Origin of the sequence: Streptomyces sp. NPDC017676 (genome assembly GCF_044329325.1) — a bacterium.
In the GTDB taxonomy this organism is placed as follows: Bacteria; Actinomycetota; Actinomycetes; order Streptomycetales; family Streptomycetaceae; genus Streptomyces.
In genome coordinates this window covers 623,016-638,716 of the sequence record NZ_JBIRJA010000002.1, presented here as the reverse complement: position 1 = coordinate 638,716, position 15,701 = coordinate 623,016, and the positions used below count along the sequence as shown (strand labels likewise).

14 protein-coding genes and 1 pseudogene are annotated in these 15,701 nt (G+C 71.6%); 12 read left to right on the top strand and 3 right to left on the bottom strand.

What is annotated here, in order from left to right; translation table 11 throughout:
- Positions 1 to 198: 198 nt before the first annotated feature.
- The 11 genes and pseudogenes from ACH4LD_RS07010 (at position 199) to ACH4LD_RS06960 (ending at position 11,018) form a co-directional block, all read left to right on the top strand.
- A complete protein-coding gene (locus tag ACH4LD_RS07010; protein ID WP_398054185.1) occupies positions 199 to 1,077 on the top strand; it encodes a helix-turn-helix transcriptional regulator in 879 nt (292 codons plus the stop codon).
- Positions 1,078 to 1,279: 202 nt separating this feature from the next.
- Positions 1,280 to 2,278, top strand: a complete 999-nt coding sequence (locus ACH4LD_RS07005; protein WP_398054186.1) for an aldo/keto reductase family protein — start codon at positions 1,280 to 1,282, stop codon at positions 2,276 to 2,278.
- A gap of 258 nt (positions 2,279 to 2,536) precedes the next feature.
- The gene (locus ACH4LD_RS07000) at positions 2,537 to 3,508 is read left to right on the top strand and encodes an alpha/beta hydrolase (protein ID WP_398054187.1); all 972 of its coding nucleotides are present in this window, start codon (positions 2,537 to 2,539) and stop codon (positions 3,506 to 3,508) included.
- Between the two features lie 146 nt (positions 3,509 to 3,654).
- Positions 3,655 to 4,005, top strand: coding sequence for a UBP-type zinc finger domain-containing protein (locus tag ACH4LD_RS06995; RefSeq protein WP_132783004.1), 351 nt, complete (start codon positions 3,655 to 3,657; stop codon positions 4,003 to 4,005).
- Positions 4,006 to 4,177: 172 nt separating this feature from the next.
- Complete coding sequence (locus ACH4LD_RS06990; RefSeq protein WP_132783005.1) at positions 4,178 to 4,663, top strand: DUF1269 domain-containing protein; 486 nt, start codon at positions 4,178 to 4,180, stop codon at positions 4,661 to 4,663.
- A 262-nt stretch (positions 4,664 to 4,925) separates the two neighbouring features.
- Positions 4,926 to 5,801: an alpha/beta fold hydrolase gene (locus ACH4LD_RS06985; protein ID WP_398054188.1), complete on the top strand. Its 876-nt coding sequence runs from the start codon at positions 4,926 to 4,928 to the stop codon at positions 5,799 to 5,801.
- Between the two features lie 121 nt (positions 5,802 to 5,922).
- A complete protein-coding gene (locus ACH4LD_RS06980; RefSeq protein WP_398054189.1) occupies positions 5,923 to 8,850 on the top strand; it encodes an FAD-binding and (Fe-S)-binding domain-containing protein in 2,928 nt (975 codons plus the stop codon).
- Between the two features lie 61 nt (positions 8,851 to 8,911).
- Entirely contained in the window at positions 8,912 to 9,748 is an 837-nt protein-coding gene (locus tag ACH4LD_RS06975) for a fumarylacetoacetate hydrolase family protein (RefSeq protein WP_398054190.1), read from the top strand.
- 120 nt (positions 9,749 to 9,868) lie between these two features.
- Entirely contained in the window at positions 9,869 to 10,270 is a 402-nt protein-coding gene (locus ACH4LD_RS06970) for a thiol-disulfide oxidoreductase DCC family protein (RefSeq protein ID WP_398054191.1), read from the top strand.
- 93 nt (positions 10,271 to 10,363) lie between these two features.
- Positions 10,364 to 10,453, top strand: a pseudogene (locus tag ACH4LD_RS06965) (serine hydrolase); the annotation flags it as partial.
- A gap of 109 nt (positions 10,454 to 10,562) precedes the next feature.
- Positions 10,563 to 11,018, top strand: coding sequence for a serine hydrolase (locus ACH4LD_RS06960; protein ID WP_398054192.1), 456 nt, complete (start codon positions 10,563 to 10,565; stop codon positions 11,016 to 11,018).
- Here the strand turns inward: ACH4LD_RS06960 and ACH4LD_RS06955 are convergent.
- The 3 genes from ACH4LD_RS06955 to ACH4LD_RS06945 all read right to left on the bottom strand — a co-directional run bounded on the left by ACH4LD_RS06955 (position 10,993) and on the right by ACH4LD_RS06945 (position 13,356).
- Entirely contained in the window at positions 10,993 to 11,469 is a 477-nt protein-coding gene (locus ACH4LD_RS06955) for a cupin domain-containing protein (RefSeq protein WP_398054193.1), read from the bottom strand. The two genes, ACH4LD_RS06960 and ACH4LD_RS06955, sit on opposite strands and share 26 nt — an antisense overlap.
- A complete protein-coding gene (locus ACH4LD_RS06950; RefSeq protein WP_398054194.1) occupies positions 11,466 to 12,404 on the bottom strand; it encodes an NADP-dependent oxidoreductase in 939 nt (312 codons plus the stop codon). The genes ACH4LD_RS06955 and ACH4LD_RS06950 overlap by 4 nt, the downstream gene beginning before the upstream one ends.
- Positions 12,405 to 12,528: 124 nt before the next feature.
- Positions 12,529 to 13,356 carry an alpha/beta fold hydrolase gene (locus tag ACH4LD_RS06945; protein WP_398054195.1) on the bottom strand — a complete coding sequence of 276 codons (828 nt, stop codon included), beginning with the start codon at positions 13,354 to 13,356 and terminating at the stop codon, positions 12,529 to 12,531.
- Positions 13,357 to 13,626: 270 nt separating this feature from the next.
- Between ACH4LD_RS06945 and ACH4LD_RS06940 the strand changes: the two genes are divergently transcribed.
- Positions 13,627 to 15,663, top strand: a complete 2,037-nt coding sequence (locus ACH4LD_RS06940; protein WP_398054196.1) for a SpoIIE family protein phosphatase — start codon at positions 13,627 to 13,629, stop codon at positions 15,661 to 15,663.
- The last annotated feature ends 38 nt before the right edge of the window (positions 15,664 to 15,701 follow it).

The window sequence follows — 15,701 nt, the reverse complement described above, 5'->3', positions numbered from 1 at the left end:
GGCACGGCGCGCGCAGGGGTCGTGCCAGGGGGGTGGACAGGGGTCCTCATCGACGTCCTGGCCGAGGCCCTGCGCCTGGCGACACCCCCCGGCACCCTGGCCCCCGCGAACGAGCCGGCGACCGCCCCGGAATCCTTCCCTACTGGGGGGCACTGACAGGGACCCCCACCGGCCGTACCGCGTCCCTACGCTGGAATCATGGACCATCGGGCCGAAGCCAGTGCATTCCTGAAGTCCCGCCGCGGCAAGATCACACCCGAGCAGGCGGGGCTGCCGGTCTACGGGCAGCGGCGGGTCCCCGGGCTCCGCCGCGGCGAGGTCGCCATGCTCGCCGGGGTGAGCGTCGAGTACTACACGCGCCTGGAGCGCGGCAACCTCGGCGGGGTCTCCGACAGCGTCCTGGACGCGCTCGCGCAGACCCTGCTGCTCGACGACACCGAGCGGGAGCACTTGTACGATCTCGCCCGTGCGGCAAACGCCGGCCCTCTCCGGAACCGCCGCCGGCCCAGGAAGGCCACCGTGCGGCCGAGCGTGCTGCGCATCATCGAGGGCCTGCACGACCAGCCGGCGTACGTGCGGAACAACCGCATGGACATCCTGGCGGCCAACCCCCTCGCCCGCGCCCTGCACTGCCAGGCGTTCGAACAGGCGCCGGCCAACTCCTGCCGGTTCGTCTTCCTCGACCCGCGGGCGACCGTGTTCTACCGCGACTGGGAGCGCGTGGCCCGCGACGGAGTGGGCGTGCTGCGGGTCGAAGCCGCCAAGAACCCCTACGACCGCGAGCTGCAGGACCTGATCGGTGAGCTGTCCACCCGCAGCGACACGTTCCGCACCATGTGGGGCGCGCACGACGTGCACGTCTTCACCAGGGGAACCAAACGCTTCCGGCACCCGGTGGTGGGCGATCTCGAACTGGTCCACGAGAGTCTCGACCTGCCCGGCGAAGACGGACTGTCCATCACCGTCTACAGCGCCGATCCCGGAACCCCGACCGCCGACGCTCTGCGGCTCCTGGCCAGCTGGGCGGCCACCCAGAACCGGGCCGGGGCCGCCGCGCGGTCCGACAGCGAGCACTGACGCCGGGTGCGGCCGGTGCACTCCGCACACCCGTCCGCCGCGGGACGTGTGCCGCCTGCCGTACGCCGCCTCCGTGGCCCCGGACATCGACGAGACCGTCCCCCGGCACGGTCATGAACCCATCCGGGACCGGGTACACACCGACGCCGGCCCGGACACCCGTGGGCCGTCGACCACCACCCATCAACAGAAGAGAGAAACCATGCGGTACCGCACACTCGGCAGCTCCGACCTGGAGGTCTCCGAGATCTCCCTCGGCTCCTGGCTGACCTACTCCGGCGGCATCGAGGCGGACGCCACCCGCGCCTGCACCGAAGCGGCCTTCGACGCCGGCATCAACTTCTTCGACACCGCCAACGTCTACGGGCGGGGAGCCGCCGAGACGGCCTGGGGCGAGATCCTCTCCGCCCACCCCCGCGACTCCTACGTCCTGGCCACCAAGGTCTACTTCCCGATGTCGGACGACCCCGCGGACCAGGGCCTGTCCCCCGCCCAGATCGCGAAGCAGATCGACGCCTCCCTCGCCCGACTCAAGACCGACCACGTCGACCTGTACCAGGCGCACCGCTTCGACCCGTCCGTGCCGGTCGAGGACACCGTCGAGGCGTTCCAGAAGGTCGTCGACCAGGGCAAGGCCCGCTACATCGGCTTCAGCGAGTGGACCCCGGAGCAGATCCAGGCCGCGGTCGACATCGCCGGCCCCGACCTGTTCGTCTCCTCCCAGCCGCAGTACTCCATGCTCTGGCAGGCCCCCGAGGCCGAGGTGTTCGGCCCGTGCGCCGCGAACGGAATCTCGCAGATCGTCTGGTCCCCGCTCGCGCAGGGCGTCCTCACCGGAAAGTACAAGCCGGGGCAGCCGGTCCCCGAGGGAAGCCGGTTCGCCTCCCCTGACATGGCGGTCTCGAAGGACCTCGTCTACAACGACGCCACCCTCGAAGCCGTGCAGCGCCTCGTCCCGATCGCCGAGGAGGCCGGGATGAGCATGCCCACCCTGGCGCTCGCCTGGATCCTGCGGCGCGGCGAGGTCGCCTCCGCGATCACCGGCGCCTCCCGCCCCGAACAGGTCCACGCCAACGCCGCCGCCTCCGGTGTAGAGCTCTCCGAAGACCTGCTGGCGGCCGTCGACGAGGCCCTCGGCGACGTCCCCGTCACCGGACCCACCCTCGCCCCCGGCGCCCAGCCCGGCGTCAAGCACCGCTGACCGCGCCCGCATCCGGCACAGCGGCTCGGCGGCCCGGCCAGGCCCCGGCCGCCGCACACGACGACCAGGACGGCCCGGCGCTCGGGGGGGCGCGCCCGCCCGCCTCATTGTGCACGGGCTGTTCAGAGTGAGTGCGCACACGCGCAAGAGCGGACGTGGCAGCGGCTCTAACGTGGCGGCAGTCCAGTGGATCCCGCATCCGGTGGACACGGCCGCGCCGGTACCACCGGCACATCCATGACGTCTCAGGAGTGTGCAATGTCGTACGTGTACGAGCCGGTGCAGCCGGTGCTGGAGCCCGCCGCGGCCGCGTTCGCCGAGGCGACCGACAAGCCGCCCTACCTGGCGGACCTGGGCCCGGTCGAGGGCCGCAAGACGGTCGACGAGGTGCAGTCCGGCGACATCGCCAAGCCCGCGGTGGACGACGAGTGGATCACCGTCGAGGGCGGTCCGACCGGCTCGGTGCGGGCCCGGATCGTCAAGCCGGCCGGGGCCACGGGCACGCTGCCGGTCATCCTCTACATCCACGGCGCCGGCTGGGTCTTCGGCAACGCCCACACCCACGACCGCCTGGTCCGCGAACTCGCCGTCGGCGCCCACGCGGCCGTGGTGTTCCCCGAGTACGACCTCTCCCCCGAGGTCCGTTACCCGGTCGCCATCGAGCAGAACTACGCGGTCGCCCAGTGGATCGTGAAGGACGGCGCCGGCAAGCGCCTGGACGCGTCCCGCCTCGCCGTGGCCGGTGACTCGGTCGGCGGCAACATGGCCGCGGCGCTGACGCTGATGGCCAAGGAGCGCGGTGACGTCCCCCTGGTGCAGCAGGTGCTGTTCTACCCGGTCACGGACGCGAGCTTCGAGACCGGTTCCTACCACCAGTTCGCGGAGGGCTACTTCCTGCGTCGCGACGGCATGCAGTGGTTCTGGGACCAGTACACCACCGACGAGACCGAGCGCGCCCAGATCACCGCCTCCCCGCTGCGGGCCACCATCGAGCAGCTCACCGGTCTGCCCCAGGCCCTGGTCATCACCGCCGAGGCCGACGTGCTGCGCGACGAGGGCGAGGCCTACGCGTCCAAGCTGCGTCAGGCGGGCGTCGCCGTCTCCGCTGTCCGCGTCGAGGGCGTCATCCACGACTTCGTGATGCTCAACGCCCTGCGGGAGACCCACGGCGCGGAGCTCGCCATCACCCTGGCGGCCCGCACCCTGCACACCGCTCTGCACAGCAGCTGACCGCGGGCGGGACGGCGCGTACGGAGCGGCGCCTGCGTACGAAGGCGGTCGGCCGGCCGGTCGGCCGCCTTTCGTCGGCCGGCCGACCGCGCGCGCCCGCCCCCGGTTCCCCCTCGGCCCCCCGGCCCGCACCCCGTGGAGACACAGTGACGACATCCGACAGCATCGCTCCCGACGTCCCGCCCAGCGGCACCGGCTGCGTGGAGTGCGAAGCCACCGGCGCCTGGTGGTTCCACCTGCGGCGCTGCGCGCGCTGCGGTCACATCGGCTGCTGCGACGACTCCCCCTCCAAGCACGCCACCGCCCACGCCCGGACGAGCGGCCACCCGGTCATCCAGAGCTTCGAACCCGGCGAGGAGTGGTTCTGGGACTACGACACGTCGACCCTCTACGAGACGGGGCCGCGGCTCGCGCCGCCGCACAGCCATCCGGCCGACCAGCCCGTTCCCGGACCGGCGGGACGGGTGCCGGCCGACTGGGCCGACCAGCTGGGCTGACCGGCCGAGCACTCCTCGCCGCCGGTCGCGGGGACGAGGTCCGCGACGCCTTCCGATTACGCGTCGCCCTCGGTCCGCCGCTGACCGGCAGCGCCTCGCCGACGCCCGTGCCTGGGAACGCCACGGGCGGATCTTCACCGGAACACACAGCCGCGAACGGAAGGGTTCACCGATGGCCACGCTGACGGTCTGGAAATTCGACACGCCGGAGAGTGCGGAGCAGGTGGAGCAGACACTGCTCGGGTTGCAGAAGCAGGAACTGATCACCGTGGTGGACGCCGCCACCGTCAGTTGGCCCGAGAAGGCGAAGAAGCCCAAGACCAAGCAACTGACCGATCTGGTCGGGGCGGGTGCCCTGTCCGGCTCCTTCTGGGGGCTGCTCTTCGGCCTCATCTTCCTCATGCCGCTGCTCGGCGCCGCCGTGGGGGCCGCCGCCGGCGCCCTGGGCGGCAAGCTGACCGACGTGGGCATCGACGACGACTTCATCGAGTCGGTGAAGGCGCAGGTGACCCGCGGCACGTCCGCGCTGTTCCTGCTGACCCAGGACGAGGTGCTCGACCGGGTCAAGGAGGCGTTCCCCACCCAGCACGCCGAACTCATCCGCTCGAACCTCGACCGGGACCAGGAAGCCCGCCTGCGCGAGGTCTTCGAGGGCTGATCTCCGCCGGGTGCCGTTCGGACGCCGGTCTTTCGCCGGGCATTCCCGGCAGGGGTACGGCGTCCGGGGCGGCGCCACCGGACGACAGCGCCGTCGCCGCCGTGCCGGCAACCGAACGGGGCACGGAAGCACACAAAGGCGTGCACTGCCGGACAAGGAACGTACGAGAACCGGCGCAGAGTGGACAGCGACTGGTCCTCCGACCTCCCATCGACCTTCCTCCGACCTTCCTCCGACCTTCCTCCGACCTGAGCGAGCCGACATGACAGCCACCGCGGAGATCACACACCACACCAAGGTGCTCAACGGCATCAACCAGCACTGGGTCAGCGCCGGGCAGGGCCCGCCCGTCTACCTGCTGCACGGCTTCCCGGAGACGTGGTACGGCTGGCGGAAGCAGATCCCGGTCCTCGCCGAGAAGTACACCGTCATCGCGCCCGACCTGCGCGGGTACGGGGACACCGAGAAGCCGGCGTCCGGTTACGACAAGCGCACGATGGCGCGGGACGTCCTCGCCCTGATGGACCACCTCGGCCACGAGAGGATCGCGCTGGTCGGCCACGACAGGGGCGCGCGGGTGGGCACCCGCTTCGCCAAGGACCACCGGGAGCGCATCGACCGGTTCGTCGCGATGGACAACATCCCGACCCGGGTGATCGCCGACACCTACGACGTGGCCCTGGCGCGGCAGGGGTACTGGTTCTTCACCTTCCTCCAGGTTCCGGACCTGCCCGAAGCGCTGATCGCCGGCAAGGAGGAGACCTGGCTGACGCACTTCTACCGCGGTTGGTCGTACGACCCGGAGATGCTGACGCCCGAGGAGATCGCCGTCTACGTCCGCGCCTATCAGCAGCCCGGGGCGGTCCGCGGGTCGTGCATGGACTACCGCGCGGCCCCCGAGGACGTCGCCCAGGACCGCGAGGACGAGGACCAGCCCATCGACTGCCCGGTGCTGACCATCTGGGGCGAGGACTTCAGCGCCGTCGGCCAGGCCTACGACGTGCTGGACGTGTGGAAGGGCATGGCCCGGGACGTCCGCGGGGTCCCGATCCCCCAGTGCGGTCACCTCTGCCAGGAGGAGAAGCCAGAGGTGGTCAACGCGGAGCTGCTGGCGTTTCTGGACGGCTGGAAGGGCTGAGCGCGCGGACCGCGGCACTCGGCCCCTTCCCCGTCGAGCGCTGCGACACCCCCGGCACCGACATCTCCGTCGAGGTCGCCTCCACCCACCTCGTCATGCCCGCCCACCCGAAGGAGCACACATGCCGCTGCTCGATCCAGAGCCGGGTGCGCTGCGCCCGCACCCGGTGGACGGTCCTTCCGTCGACCGGGTCCCCGACGACCGGGCCTCCGGTACGCCGGACGGCCTGCGGGACGCCCTCGTCGCCGAACTGGGCCCCAAGAAGGTGCTGCACAAGATCTCGGACCTGGTGAGGTACGCCTCGGACGCCAGCCCGTACCGTCTGGTGCCCCGTGTCGTGGTCGTCGCCGAGACCACCGCGGACGTGGCCGTCGTGCTCCGTCACGCCCGCGACAACGGCCGCCACGTGGTCTTCCGCGCGGCCGGCACCTCGCTGAACGGCCAGGCCCAGGGCGACGACATCCTGGTGGACGTACGCCGTCACTGGACCGGGCTGGAGATGCTCGACGACGGTGTGCGGGCCCGGATCAGGCCGGGTACGACGATCGGGCGGGCCAACATCGCGCTCTCCCGGCACGGCCGTCTGATGGGACCCGACCCCGCCAGTTCCCTCGCGTGCACGGTCGGCGGTGTCGTAGCGAACAACGCGTCCGGCATGACCGCCGGCACCCTGCGGAACTCCTACCGGCTGCTGTCCTCCCTCACCATGGTGCTGCCCTCCGGCACGGTCGTGGACACCGCCGCACCGGACGCGGAGGAGCGGCTGCGGGCGGCGGAACCGGACCTCGTGGCGGCCCTGGCCGAGCTCAAGGCCGAGATCGAGGCGGACAGCGCGCTCGTGTCCCGCATCCGCGCCAAGTACGAGCTCAAGAACACCAGTGGCTACCGGCTGGACGCGTTCCTCGACGGGACGACCGCCGTGGAGATCCTGCGCGGTCTGATGGTCGGCTCCCAGGGCACACTGGGCTTCATCGCCGAGACCGTGTTCGACACGGTCCCCCTGGACCGGATGACCTGCACCGCGCTGCTGTTCTTCCCCGACCTGCCCGCGGCGGCCGCCGCCGTGCCCCTGTTCAACAGCGCGGGCGCCCGGGCCGTCGAGCTGATGGACGGCAACACCCTGCGCGCCTGCGCCGCCGTGGACGGGGTGCCCGACGACTGGCGGGACGTGCCGCGGGAGAACGCCGCGCTGCTGGTCGAGTTCCGCGCCTCCACACCGGAGGAGCACCTCGCCGACCAACGAACCGCCCGCGCCGTCGCCGAGGGGCTGGAACTGGTCGCCCCCGTGGAGTCGGTGACGAACGCGTTCGTCACCGACCCGGGCGTGGTGCATACGTACTGGCACGCCCGTGAGGCGTTCATGACCGCCGTGGGCAAGGCCCGGCCCACCGGGACGACCCTGATCACCGAGGACTTCGCCGTACCGCCCTCCCGGCTCGCCGAGGCCGGCGCGGCCCTGCTGGAGATGCAGCGGCGCTACGGCTTCGACGCCGCGGTGGCCGGTCACGCGGCCCACGGCAACCTGCACTTCCTGCTCGCCTTCGACGCCGCACGGCCCGCGGACGTCGAGCGGTACGGGGCGTTCATGGAGGAGTTCTGCGCCATGGTGGTCGACCGGTTCGACGGCTCCCTCAAGGCGGAGCACGCAACCGGCCGGAACATGACGCCCTTCCTGGAGGCGGAGTGGGGGGAACGGGCCACCGAGCTGATGTGGCGGGTCAAGCGGGCCCTGGACCCGCACGGCGTGCTCGCCCCCGGCGTGGTGCTGAACCGCGACCCGAAGGCCCATCTGAAGCACCTGAAGACGATCCCCACCATCGAGGCCGTCGCGGACCCGTGCATCGAGTGCGGCTTCTGCGAACCCGTCTGCCCGAGCCGGGACCTGACGACGACGCCCCGGCAGCGCATCGTGCTGCGGCGCGAGATGATGCGGCAGTCCGCCGGCTCTCCCGTCACCGACAACCTGCTGGACTCCTACGGCTACGACGCCGTGGACACCTGCGCCGGCGACTCCAGTTGCGCGATCGCGTGCCCGGTCGGCATCGACACCGGCGCGATGATGAAGCGCTTCCGGCACCAGCGCCACGGTCGGCGCGCCGAACGGAACGCGGAGCGGGCCGCCGAGCGCTTCGCGGCCGTGGAGACCTCGGTCCGCGCCGCGCTGGGCGTGGCCGAGCACGTCGACGACCGCCTCCTGCGCGGCGTCACCTCGCTCGCGCGCAAGGCGGTCTCACCGGACCTCGTGCCGGAGTGGATCAGCGCGATCCCCGGTCCGGCCGGGAAGCGGCTGCCGCGGACCCGGCGCGAGGACGCCGCCGCCGTCTACTTCGTCGCCTGCGTCAACCGCATCTTCGCGGGTCCGGCAGGCGGCGAGGACCTCTCGCTCCCCGAGGCGGTGGTGACCCTCTCCGCGCGGGCCGGGCGCCCCGTGTGGGTGCCGCCGGACCTGGGCGGCTCCTGCTGCGCGACCATCTGGCACTCCAAGGGGTACGACGACGGCAACACGCTCATGGCCAACCGCACCGTCGAACGGGCCTGGGAGTGGACCGGCGGCGGCGAACTGCCGCTCGTGGTCGACGCCTCGTCCTGCACGCTCGGCATCGGGCACGAGATCGTCCCGTACCTCACACCGGAGAACAAGCGCCGGCACGAGCGGCTCCAGGTCGTCGACTCGCTGGTCTGGGCGGCCGAGGAACTGATGCCGCACCTGACCGCGGTCGCCACGGTCGGCAGTGCGGTGATCCATCCGACCTGCTCGATGCACCACCTCGGTGACGTGGCCCAGCTGGAGGAGCTGGCGCGGTTCGTGGCCGACCGGGTGACCGTCCCGGTGTACGCGGAGTGCTGCGGCTTCGCCGGTGACCGCGGGATGCTGCACAGGGAACTGACCGAGTCGGCGACGGCCCACGAGGCCGAGGAAGTCGTGGCGGGGCACCACGACGCCTACCTCTCGGCGAACCGCACCTGCGAGATCGGCATGGAGCACGTCACCGGCCGTCCCTACCAGTCGGTGCTGCTGCTCCTCGAACGGGTCACCAGACCCGCCTGACCCCGCCGGCCCCCCCGCACCACCGCCTTCGCCCGCGACGCACAGCACAGGAGAACCCGTCATGCGCATCGCCAACCTGTCCGGACGTCTGACCCTGCTCAAGGACGGACGGGCGGTGGACGTCCACGACGCCAGTGACGGCCGCTTCCCGCCCGACCCCCAGGCCGTCTACGAACGCTGGGACGAGTTCCGCGCCTGGGCCGACACCGGCACGGTGCCCGGTCTTCCCTACGACCCGGCCGGCCTCGGCGCCCCGGCGCCCGCTCCCCGCCAGCTCTTCGCCATCGGCCTCAACTACCGCGAGCACGTGGACGAGGCCGGATTCACGAGGCCCGAGGGCATGCCGCCCGTCTTCACCAAGTTCGCCGGCAGCATCACCGGTCCCCTCACCGATGTGGTGCTGCCCGAGGGAGGCCACACGGACTGGGAGGTGGAACTGGTGGTCGTCATCGGCCGGACCGCACGCCGGGTCACGGAGGCCGGCGCATGGGACCACGTGGCCGGTCTGACCGTCGGACAGGACCTCTCGGAGCGCGTTCTGCAGATGAGCGGCCCCGCGCCCCAGTTCGGTCTGGCGAAGTCCTTCCCGGGCTTCTCCCCCATGGGACCGTGCCTGGTCACCCCCGACGAGTTCGACGACCCCGACGACCTCGAACTGCGGTGCAGCGTCAACGGCGAGGAGGTGCAGCACGACTCCACCCGGAACATGATCTTCTCCGTCCCGGCGCTCGTCTCGAAACTGTCGCACGTGCTGGAGCTGTTCCCGGGAGACGTCCTCTACACCGGTACGCCGTCCGGTGTCGGCCTCGGACGGAACCCCCAGCGGTGGCTCACCCCCGGCGACGAACTGGTCAGTTCCATCGAGGGCATCGGCGAGCTGAGGCAGCGGTTCGTCTGACGAGTGCTCGCGGGGCCGCGCCGGAAGAGGACGCCGCACGGGTACCGCTGACGGAGAACGCGGGTGGACCATACAGGGAGATGCGGAGCGCATCCGAGCACGTGACTGGACGGAGAACCCGTGACCCACCCCGATGTCAGGCCGTCATCACCCGTCCTCGTCTACGACGGCGACTGCGGCTTCTGCCAGACGTCCGTCGACCGGATCCGGGCTCTCGCCGCACCGGCCCTGGAAGCGGTGCCGTGGCAGTCCCTGCCCACCGAGTCGACCGCGCCGTACCTCGAACGTCTGGACCGTGAGGTCCTGCTGCTCCATCGCGGTTCCGTCCTCGCGGGCGGAGCGGACGCCCTGGCCCGCTACGTGGGCACCTCGCCGTCGCCCGCGTACCGCGCGCTCGCGGCCCTGGTCCGTCTGCCCGGCATCCGCGCCTGCGCCCGTGTGACGTACCGCTGGGTGTCCCGCAACCGCCTTCGTCTGCCCGGTGGCACGCCCGCGTGTGCGGTGCCACGGCGGGGCGTGTGAAGGGCGCGCTGCGGCCCGTCCCGACGTGCGTGTCGAGCGGCGCGGCCCCGCCGGCCCTCAGGGACGGCCACGCCGTCGACCCGCTTCGTCCAGATCGGCTCGCTCACCAAGGTCGTCACGGGCACGGCGACGGCCCGCAGGGCCGCGTCCGGGGTGCTCGCTCCCGGCGATCCCCTCGAACGATGGCTACCGACAGCGCCCAGGACGGGTATCACGCTCTCGCATCTGGCTCGGCACACTCCTCACCCGCCTCCCCGGCCAGGCGGAGGAGTACTCCAACCTCGGCTACGCCGTGCTCGGCGCCGCTCCGACCGCTGCTTCCGGGACGACGTACGCGGAGTTGGTGACCGAGTACGTCCTGCGGCCGCTCGGCATCACGGAGATCACCGCGCGCCCCGATCCCGCCCGGTGCCTGCCGGTTCCGGGGCTCCTCGGCCGGCCCCGCAGGCCGTGGACGATGGATGGCGCGATCCTTCCCGCGGGAGGTCTGCGGGCCACGCCGAGGGCGGCAGCCGACTTGGTGGTGCGGCTCCTGGTGGACCGCCGGCTGGGCGACCCCGCGCCGAGTTGGCAGACCTCCGGGGCCCTGCGCCGGCACAACGGGGCGACGCGCCACGACTCGCTCTTCGCCGGGGCGACGGACGACGGCCGCTGGGTGCTGATCCACCGTCTCAACGCGGTACCGGAAGACATGGACCGCGCGGGTGTCGAGGCCCTCCGTTCTATGACCCCGGGTCGTCGACCTTGAGCTTGTCCCCGGTGTTGGACACGAAGACGACCAGGAGCTCGGCCCGCTCGGTCGAGCTGGTGTTCTCGGTGAGGACGTGGTGGGCGCCCGGCTCCTCGACCCAGTTCTCGCCCTGGTGGTAGGTCCGCACGGGCTTGCCTTCGAGCCGGCTGCGCACGGTGCCTTCGAGGACGTAGGCGTACACGAACGCCTGGCCGTGCCGGTGCGGCATCGCGCGTGCGTCGGGCGGGAAGTCGACGATCACCGAGGTGAACGTCTTGCCCTTCACATTCGGAAGTGCCTGCTGGAGCAGCGGCTTGAGGGTTTCGGTGGGGCGCGTCGACGCCATGGCCGCGGGCGACACCACGCCCGGGGTCGGCCGCTCGGCGTGGGCGGGCCGGTCGGAGGTCGAGCAGGCCGTGGCCAGCGCGGCCACGGCCAGCAAGCCGCCGGCGATCCGCATTCCCATCATGATCGGTCTCCTGTTCGGTCTTCCGTGACGCGGATGATCGTCTTGCCCGGGGTGCGCGTGCCGGGGGCGAACGCGGAGGGTGCTTCGGCGAGCGGCCGTGCGGCACCGACGACCGGCTTGAGCCGGCCGTCCCTCAGCCGCGCGGCGAGATCGGTGAGCCGGGCGCGGTCGGGTTCGACGACGAAGAAGACGGCCCGTCCGTCCTTCGGCCGGGCCGTGGGCGGCATGGCGATGGTGACGAGCGTGCCAGCGGGGCGGACCAGGGCGGCGGAGCGGTCGAGGATGTCGCCGCCGATCACGTCGAACACGTCGTCGGCCTCGCCGGCCTCCTCCAGCTTGTCGGTCTCCAGATCGAGGAAGGTGTCGACGCCCAGGGTGAGCGCCCTCTCCCGGGCGGAGGACCGGCCGGTGCCGATGACGCGGGCCCCGGCCTCGCGGGCGAGTTGCACCGCGATCGAGCCGACGCCGCCCGCGGCACCGTGGATCAGGACGGTCTGGCCCGTGGTGAGACGGCCGTGGTCGAACAGGCCCTGCCAGGCCGTGAGCCCGGAGATCGGCAGTGCGGCGGCCAGGGTGTGGTCGATGTCCGCCGGCAGCGGGGCGAGGTTGCGGGCCTCCACCGCGGTGTACTCGGCGAAGGTCCCGTCGCGGGTCCAGTCGGCCGGCCCGAACACCCGCTGTCCGACGCTCAGGCCGGTGGTGCCGTACCCCAGCTCCACGATGACGCCCGAGAGCTCGTGCCCGGGGACGCTCGGCGTCCGGTCGCGGCCGGCGCGATCGGTCCACGTGGCGGGCCAGTCCAGCTCTCCGGGGGTGAAGCCGGCGGCGTGCACCCGCACGATGACGTCGTTCTCGGCCACGTGGGGGTGGGGCACGTCCGTGAGGGACATCCCGGCGACTCCGGCGTCGCGGTCTCGGACTGTGACGGCTTGCATGAGGTCTCCGGCATCGCTGCGCTACGCGTGGACGGTGCGTCCGCCTTCCACAGTGCCGACCACCCCGGGCCCGGCGCCGCCCCGGTCCGGCCATGAGTCACCCGCATCCGGACAGGCCGGCCGGTCAGCCCCGGACGAATTCCAGCAGGTCGGCGTTGAACCGTTCCGCGAACTCGGGGACCATCGACAAGCCGTGCGGAGCACCCGAGTACACCTTGAGGGTCGCGTCCTCGACGATCTGCGACGACTTCTCGGCGGATGCCACGATGGGGACGATCTGGTCGTCGTCACCGTGGATGATCAGCGTGGGCTTGTCGAACTTCCTGAGGTCCTCGGTGAGGTCGGTCTCGGAGAAGGCCCTGACGCAGTCGTGGGCGCCCTTGATGCCCACGGTCATGCTCCAGAGCCAGAACTCGTCGCGGGTCCCCTGCGAGACTGTCGATCCCTCGCGGTTGGCGCCGAAGAAGGGAGCGCTGAGGTCCTGGTAGTACTGGGAGCGGTCCGTCAGCACGCCGTTCCGGATCTCGTCGAAGACGTCGATCGGCAGCCCCTCGGGGTTCGCTTCCGTCTTGAGCATCAGCGGGGGGATCGCCCCGAGCAGGACCACCTTGGCGACACGGTCCGATCCGTGCCGGCCGATGTAGCGGGTGACCTCTCCCCCACCGGTCGAGTGACCGACCAGGATGACGTGGCGCAGGTCGAGGGTCTCGATGACCGAGGCCAGGTCGTCGGCGTACGTGTCGAGGTCGTTGCCCTGCCACGGCTGGCCCGAGCGTCCGCCCCCGCGCCGGTCGTGGGCCACGGCCCGGAAGCCGTTGTCCGCCATCAGCTTCAGCTGCGGGTCCCACGCGTCCGCGATCAGTGGCCAGCCGTGGGAGAAGACCACCGGTGGGCCCGACCCCCATTCCTTGTAGTAGATCTGCGTGCCGTCCTTGGCGGTGGCAAAGGCCATGGTCGCCCCTTCAGCCTTGTCCGGAATTCGCACGGTGATTCGCACGGTCATGAAGGTTCCGTGCCCGAGCCGCATGGGGGATGCCGTGCCGCGGGGGACGACGGACAGGCCCCGCAGAGGAAGGCGGCCGGTGAGCACGTCGTGGGTCCCACGCTACTCGGGAGCCCCCGCTTCAGCGCGCCGGACGGTCCGCGACGGCCCCCTGCCCCGGGGAGCCGCCGCTCCCCGCTGCCGTGGCAGGGTGCGGCGCACGCGCGGCATAGTTGCAGTATGTCCACGGATCACGCGGGGAGATCCTCGGCTGAAGAGCGGGCCGTGGAAGCGGGTGACGTCCTGGCAGTGCTCAGTGCCGACATGACGGTCTCCGTGTGGACCGGGGCCGCCGAGCGCCTGTGGGGCTACGCGGTCGACCAGGTGCTCCACCGCCCCGCCGAGAGACTGCTGGTTCCGAGCGCCCCGGACGTTCCCCGCGTCTTTGCGGGCGGCCCCTGGTCTGGGCGGGTGCGGATCCGCCGCCGCGACGGCCGTGAGGCGACCGTGTACCTGCGGATCACCCCTCTGGACGCCGACGGCGGCGCGGGCTGGCTCGTATGGGGGCCGAGCGCGTGCGACCGGCCCGGCCTGGACCCGGCTGCGGTGGACGCGCTCCTCCACCACTCGCCGATCAGTCTGGCGATCTGGGACCGGGAACTGCGGTGTGTCTGGTTCAACGACAGCGCGCACCATCAGGACCTCTACGGCTCCGGGCCGGAGCTGGGCGGTCATGTCACCGACGTGGTCCGCGCCCGTCACCCGGAGTTCCTGGAACGAGCCATGGCGCGCGTCTTCCGGAACGGCGAGCCGCTGCTCGGGCACGAACTGTGGCCGGCCGAGGTGCGGACTCCCGGCCGCTGCTACCGAGTTGCCCTGGTCCGTCTCGAAGGGCCGGACGGCCGGCCGCTGGGCGTGTGTTCCGTGGCCGTCCAGGCCGGCACCGGGCAGGAAGGCGGGCGACTGCGTCTGCTCAATGAGGCGAAGAGCCGCATCGGCACGGATCTGGACCCGTTGGTCACCAGTCAGAGTCTGGCGGAGACAGCGGTACCGAACCTCGCCGACTACGTGACCATCGACCTCGTCCAGGCTGTGCCGCTGGACAGGGAGCCCCTGAGACGCCTCAGGTCCACCGATTCGAGGATCCCCGGGTTCTACCGCGCCGGCGCCGCTTCCATCCACGACGATCTCCGCGAGTCCCTCTGGGCACGCGGAACACCGGTCTACGTTCCGCCGGCGTCCCCGTTCACCACCGTGCTCGACCGTCGCAGGTCCTACTTCGAGCCTGTTCTCGACACCTCCCCCGGCACATGGCTCGACGACGACCCGGACCGGGCCCGGGTCATCCACCAGACCGGAATGCACTCGCTCATGATCGTCCCCTTGCAGGCGCGCGGTGCGATGCTCGGCATCGCCGTCTTCGTGCGCAGCGAGAACCCGGTTCCGTTCAGCGGGGCGGACCTCGCTCTCGCGGAGGAACTCGCGGCCCGGGCCGCACTGATCATCGACAACGCCCTGCGCTTCACGCGAGGGCGAACAGCGGCGCTCGCCATCCAACGCGACCTGATGCCGCACCGCTTGTCCGGGGGCAGCACCGTGGAGGTGGCCACCCGCTACCTGCCCGCGGACACCCATGGCGGCGTCGGCGGCGACTGGTTCGACGTCATCCAGCTGTCCGACGCCCGCGTGGCCCTGGTCGTGGGGGACGTTGTCGGTCACGGCATCCACGCGGCCGTGACCATGGGGCGCCTGCGCGCCACGACCCGTGCGCTGAGCAAGTTGGCCCTGCCGCCGGACGAACTGCTCCGTCTCATGGACGAACTGGCCGTCGATGTCACCGAGGACCGTTCCGACGACGGCCCTTCCATGCCAACGGCTTTCGGAGCCACCTGCTTCTACGGTGTGTACGACCCGGGATCCCGGCGCTGCACCATGTCCAGTGCCGGCCACCCCCCGCCCGCGATCATCTCCCCCGACGGATCGGTCGACTTCGCCGACGTACCTCCAGGGGCGCCCATCGGGGTGGGACTGGGCGCCTACGAGTCGACCGAGGTGGAGCTGCCGGACCGCAGCGTGGTGGGGCTGTACAGCGACGGTCTGATCGAGACGGACCACGACATCGACCGCGGCCTGCGGCGGCTGCGCACGGCTCTCACCGGCCCCGTCTCCAGTCTGGACGAGCTGTGCGCGTCGGTCATCGACACCGTGGTCCCTGACGGACCGGTGGACGACGACATCACCCTCCTGCTGGCCCGCACCCGCCCTGCCGCCGACTGACAACCGCCTGAACGGACGGCGCTGTTCGACGCAGCGCA

Bases quoted from the DNA above. Each gene is read 5' to 3' on its own strand.
- ACH4LD_RS07010 (WP_398054185.1), top strand. From the start codon at position 199: ATGGACCATCGGGCCGAAGCCAGTGCATTCCTGAAGTCCCGCCGCGGC.
- ACH4LD_RS07005 (WP_398054186.1), top strand. From the start codon at position 1,280: ATGCGGTACCGCACACTCGGCAGCTCCGACCTGGAGGTCTCCGAGATC.
- ACH4LD_RS07000 (WP_398054187.1), top strand. From the start codon at position 2,537: ATGTCGTACGTGTACGAGCCGGTGCAGCCGGTGCTGGAGCCCGCCGCG.
- ACH4LD_RS06990 (WP_132783005.1), top strand. From the start codon at position 4,178: ATGGCCACGCTGACGGTCTGGAAATTCGACACGCCGGAGAGTGCGGAG.
- ACH4LD_RS06985 (WP_398054188.1), top strand. From the start codon at position 4,926: ATGACAGCCACCGCGGAGATCACACACCACACCAAGGTGCTCAACGGC.
- ACH4LD_RS06980 (WP_398054189.1), top strand. From the start codon at position 5,923: ATGCCGCTGCTCGATCCAGAGCCGGGTGCGCTGCGCCCGCACCCGGTG.
- ACH4LD_RS06975 (WP_398054190.1), top strand. From the start codon at position 8,912: ATGCGCATCGCCAACCTGTCCGGACGTCTGACCCTGCTCAAGGACGGA.
- ACH4LD_RS06955 (WP_398054193.1), bottom strand. From the start codon at position 11,469: ATGATGGGAATGCGGATCGCCGGCGGCTTGCTGGCCGTGGCCGCGCTG.
- ACH4LD_RS06950 (WP_398054194.1), bottom strand. From the start codon at position 12,404: ATGCAAGCCGTCACAGTCCGAGACCGCGACGCCGGAGTCGCCGGGATG.
- ACH4LD_RS06945 (WP_398054195.1), bottom strand. From the start codon at position 13,356: ATGGCCTTTGCCACCGCCAAGGACGGCACGCAGATCTACTACAAGGAA.
- ACH4LD_RS06940 (WP_398054196.1), top strand. From the start codon at position 13,627: ATGTCCACGGATCACGCGGGGAGATCCTCGGCTGAAGAGCGGGCCGTG.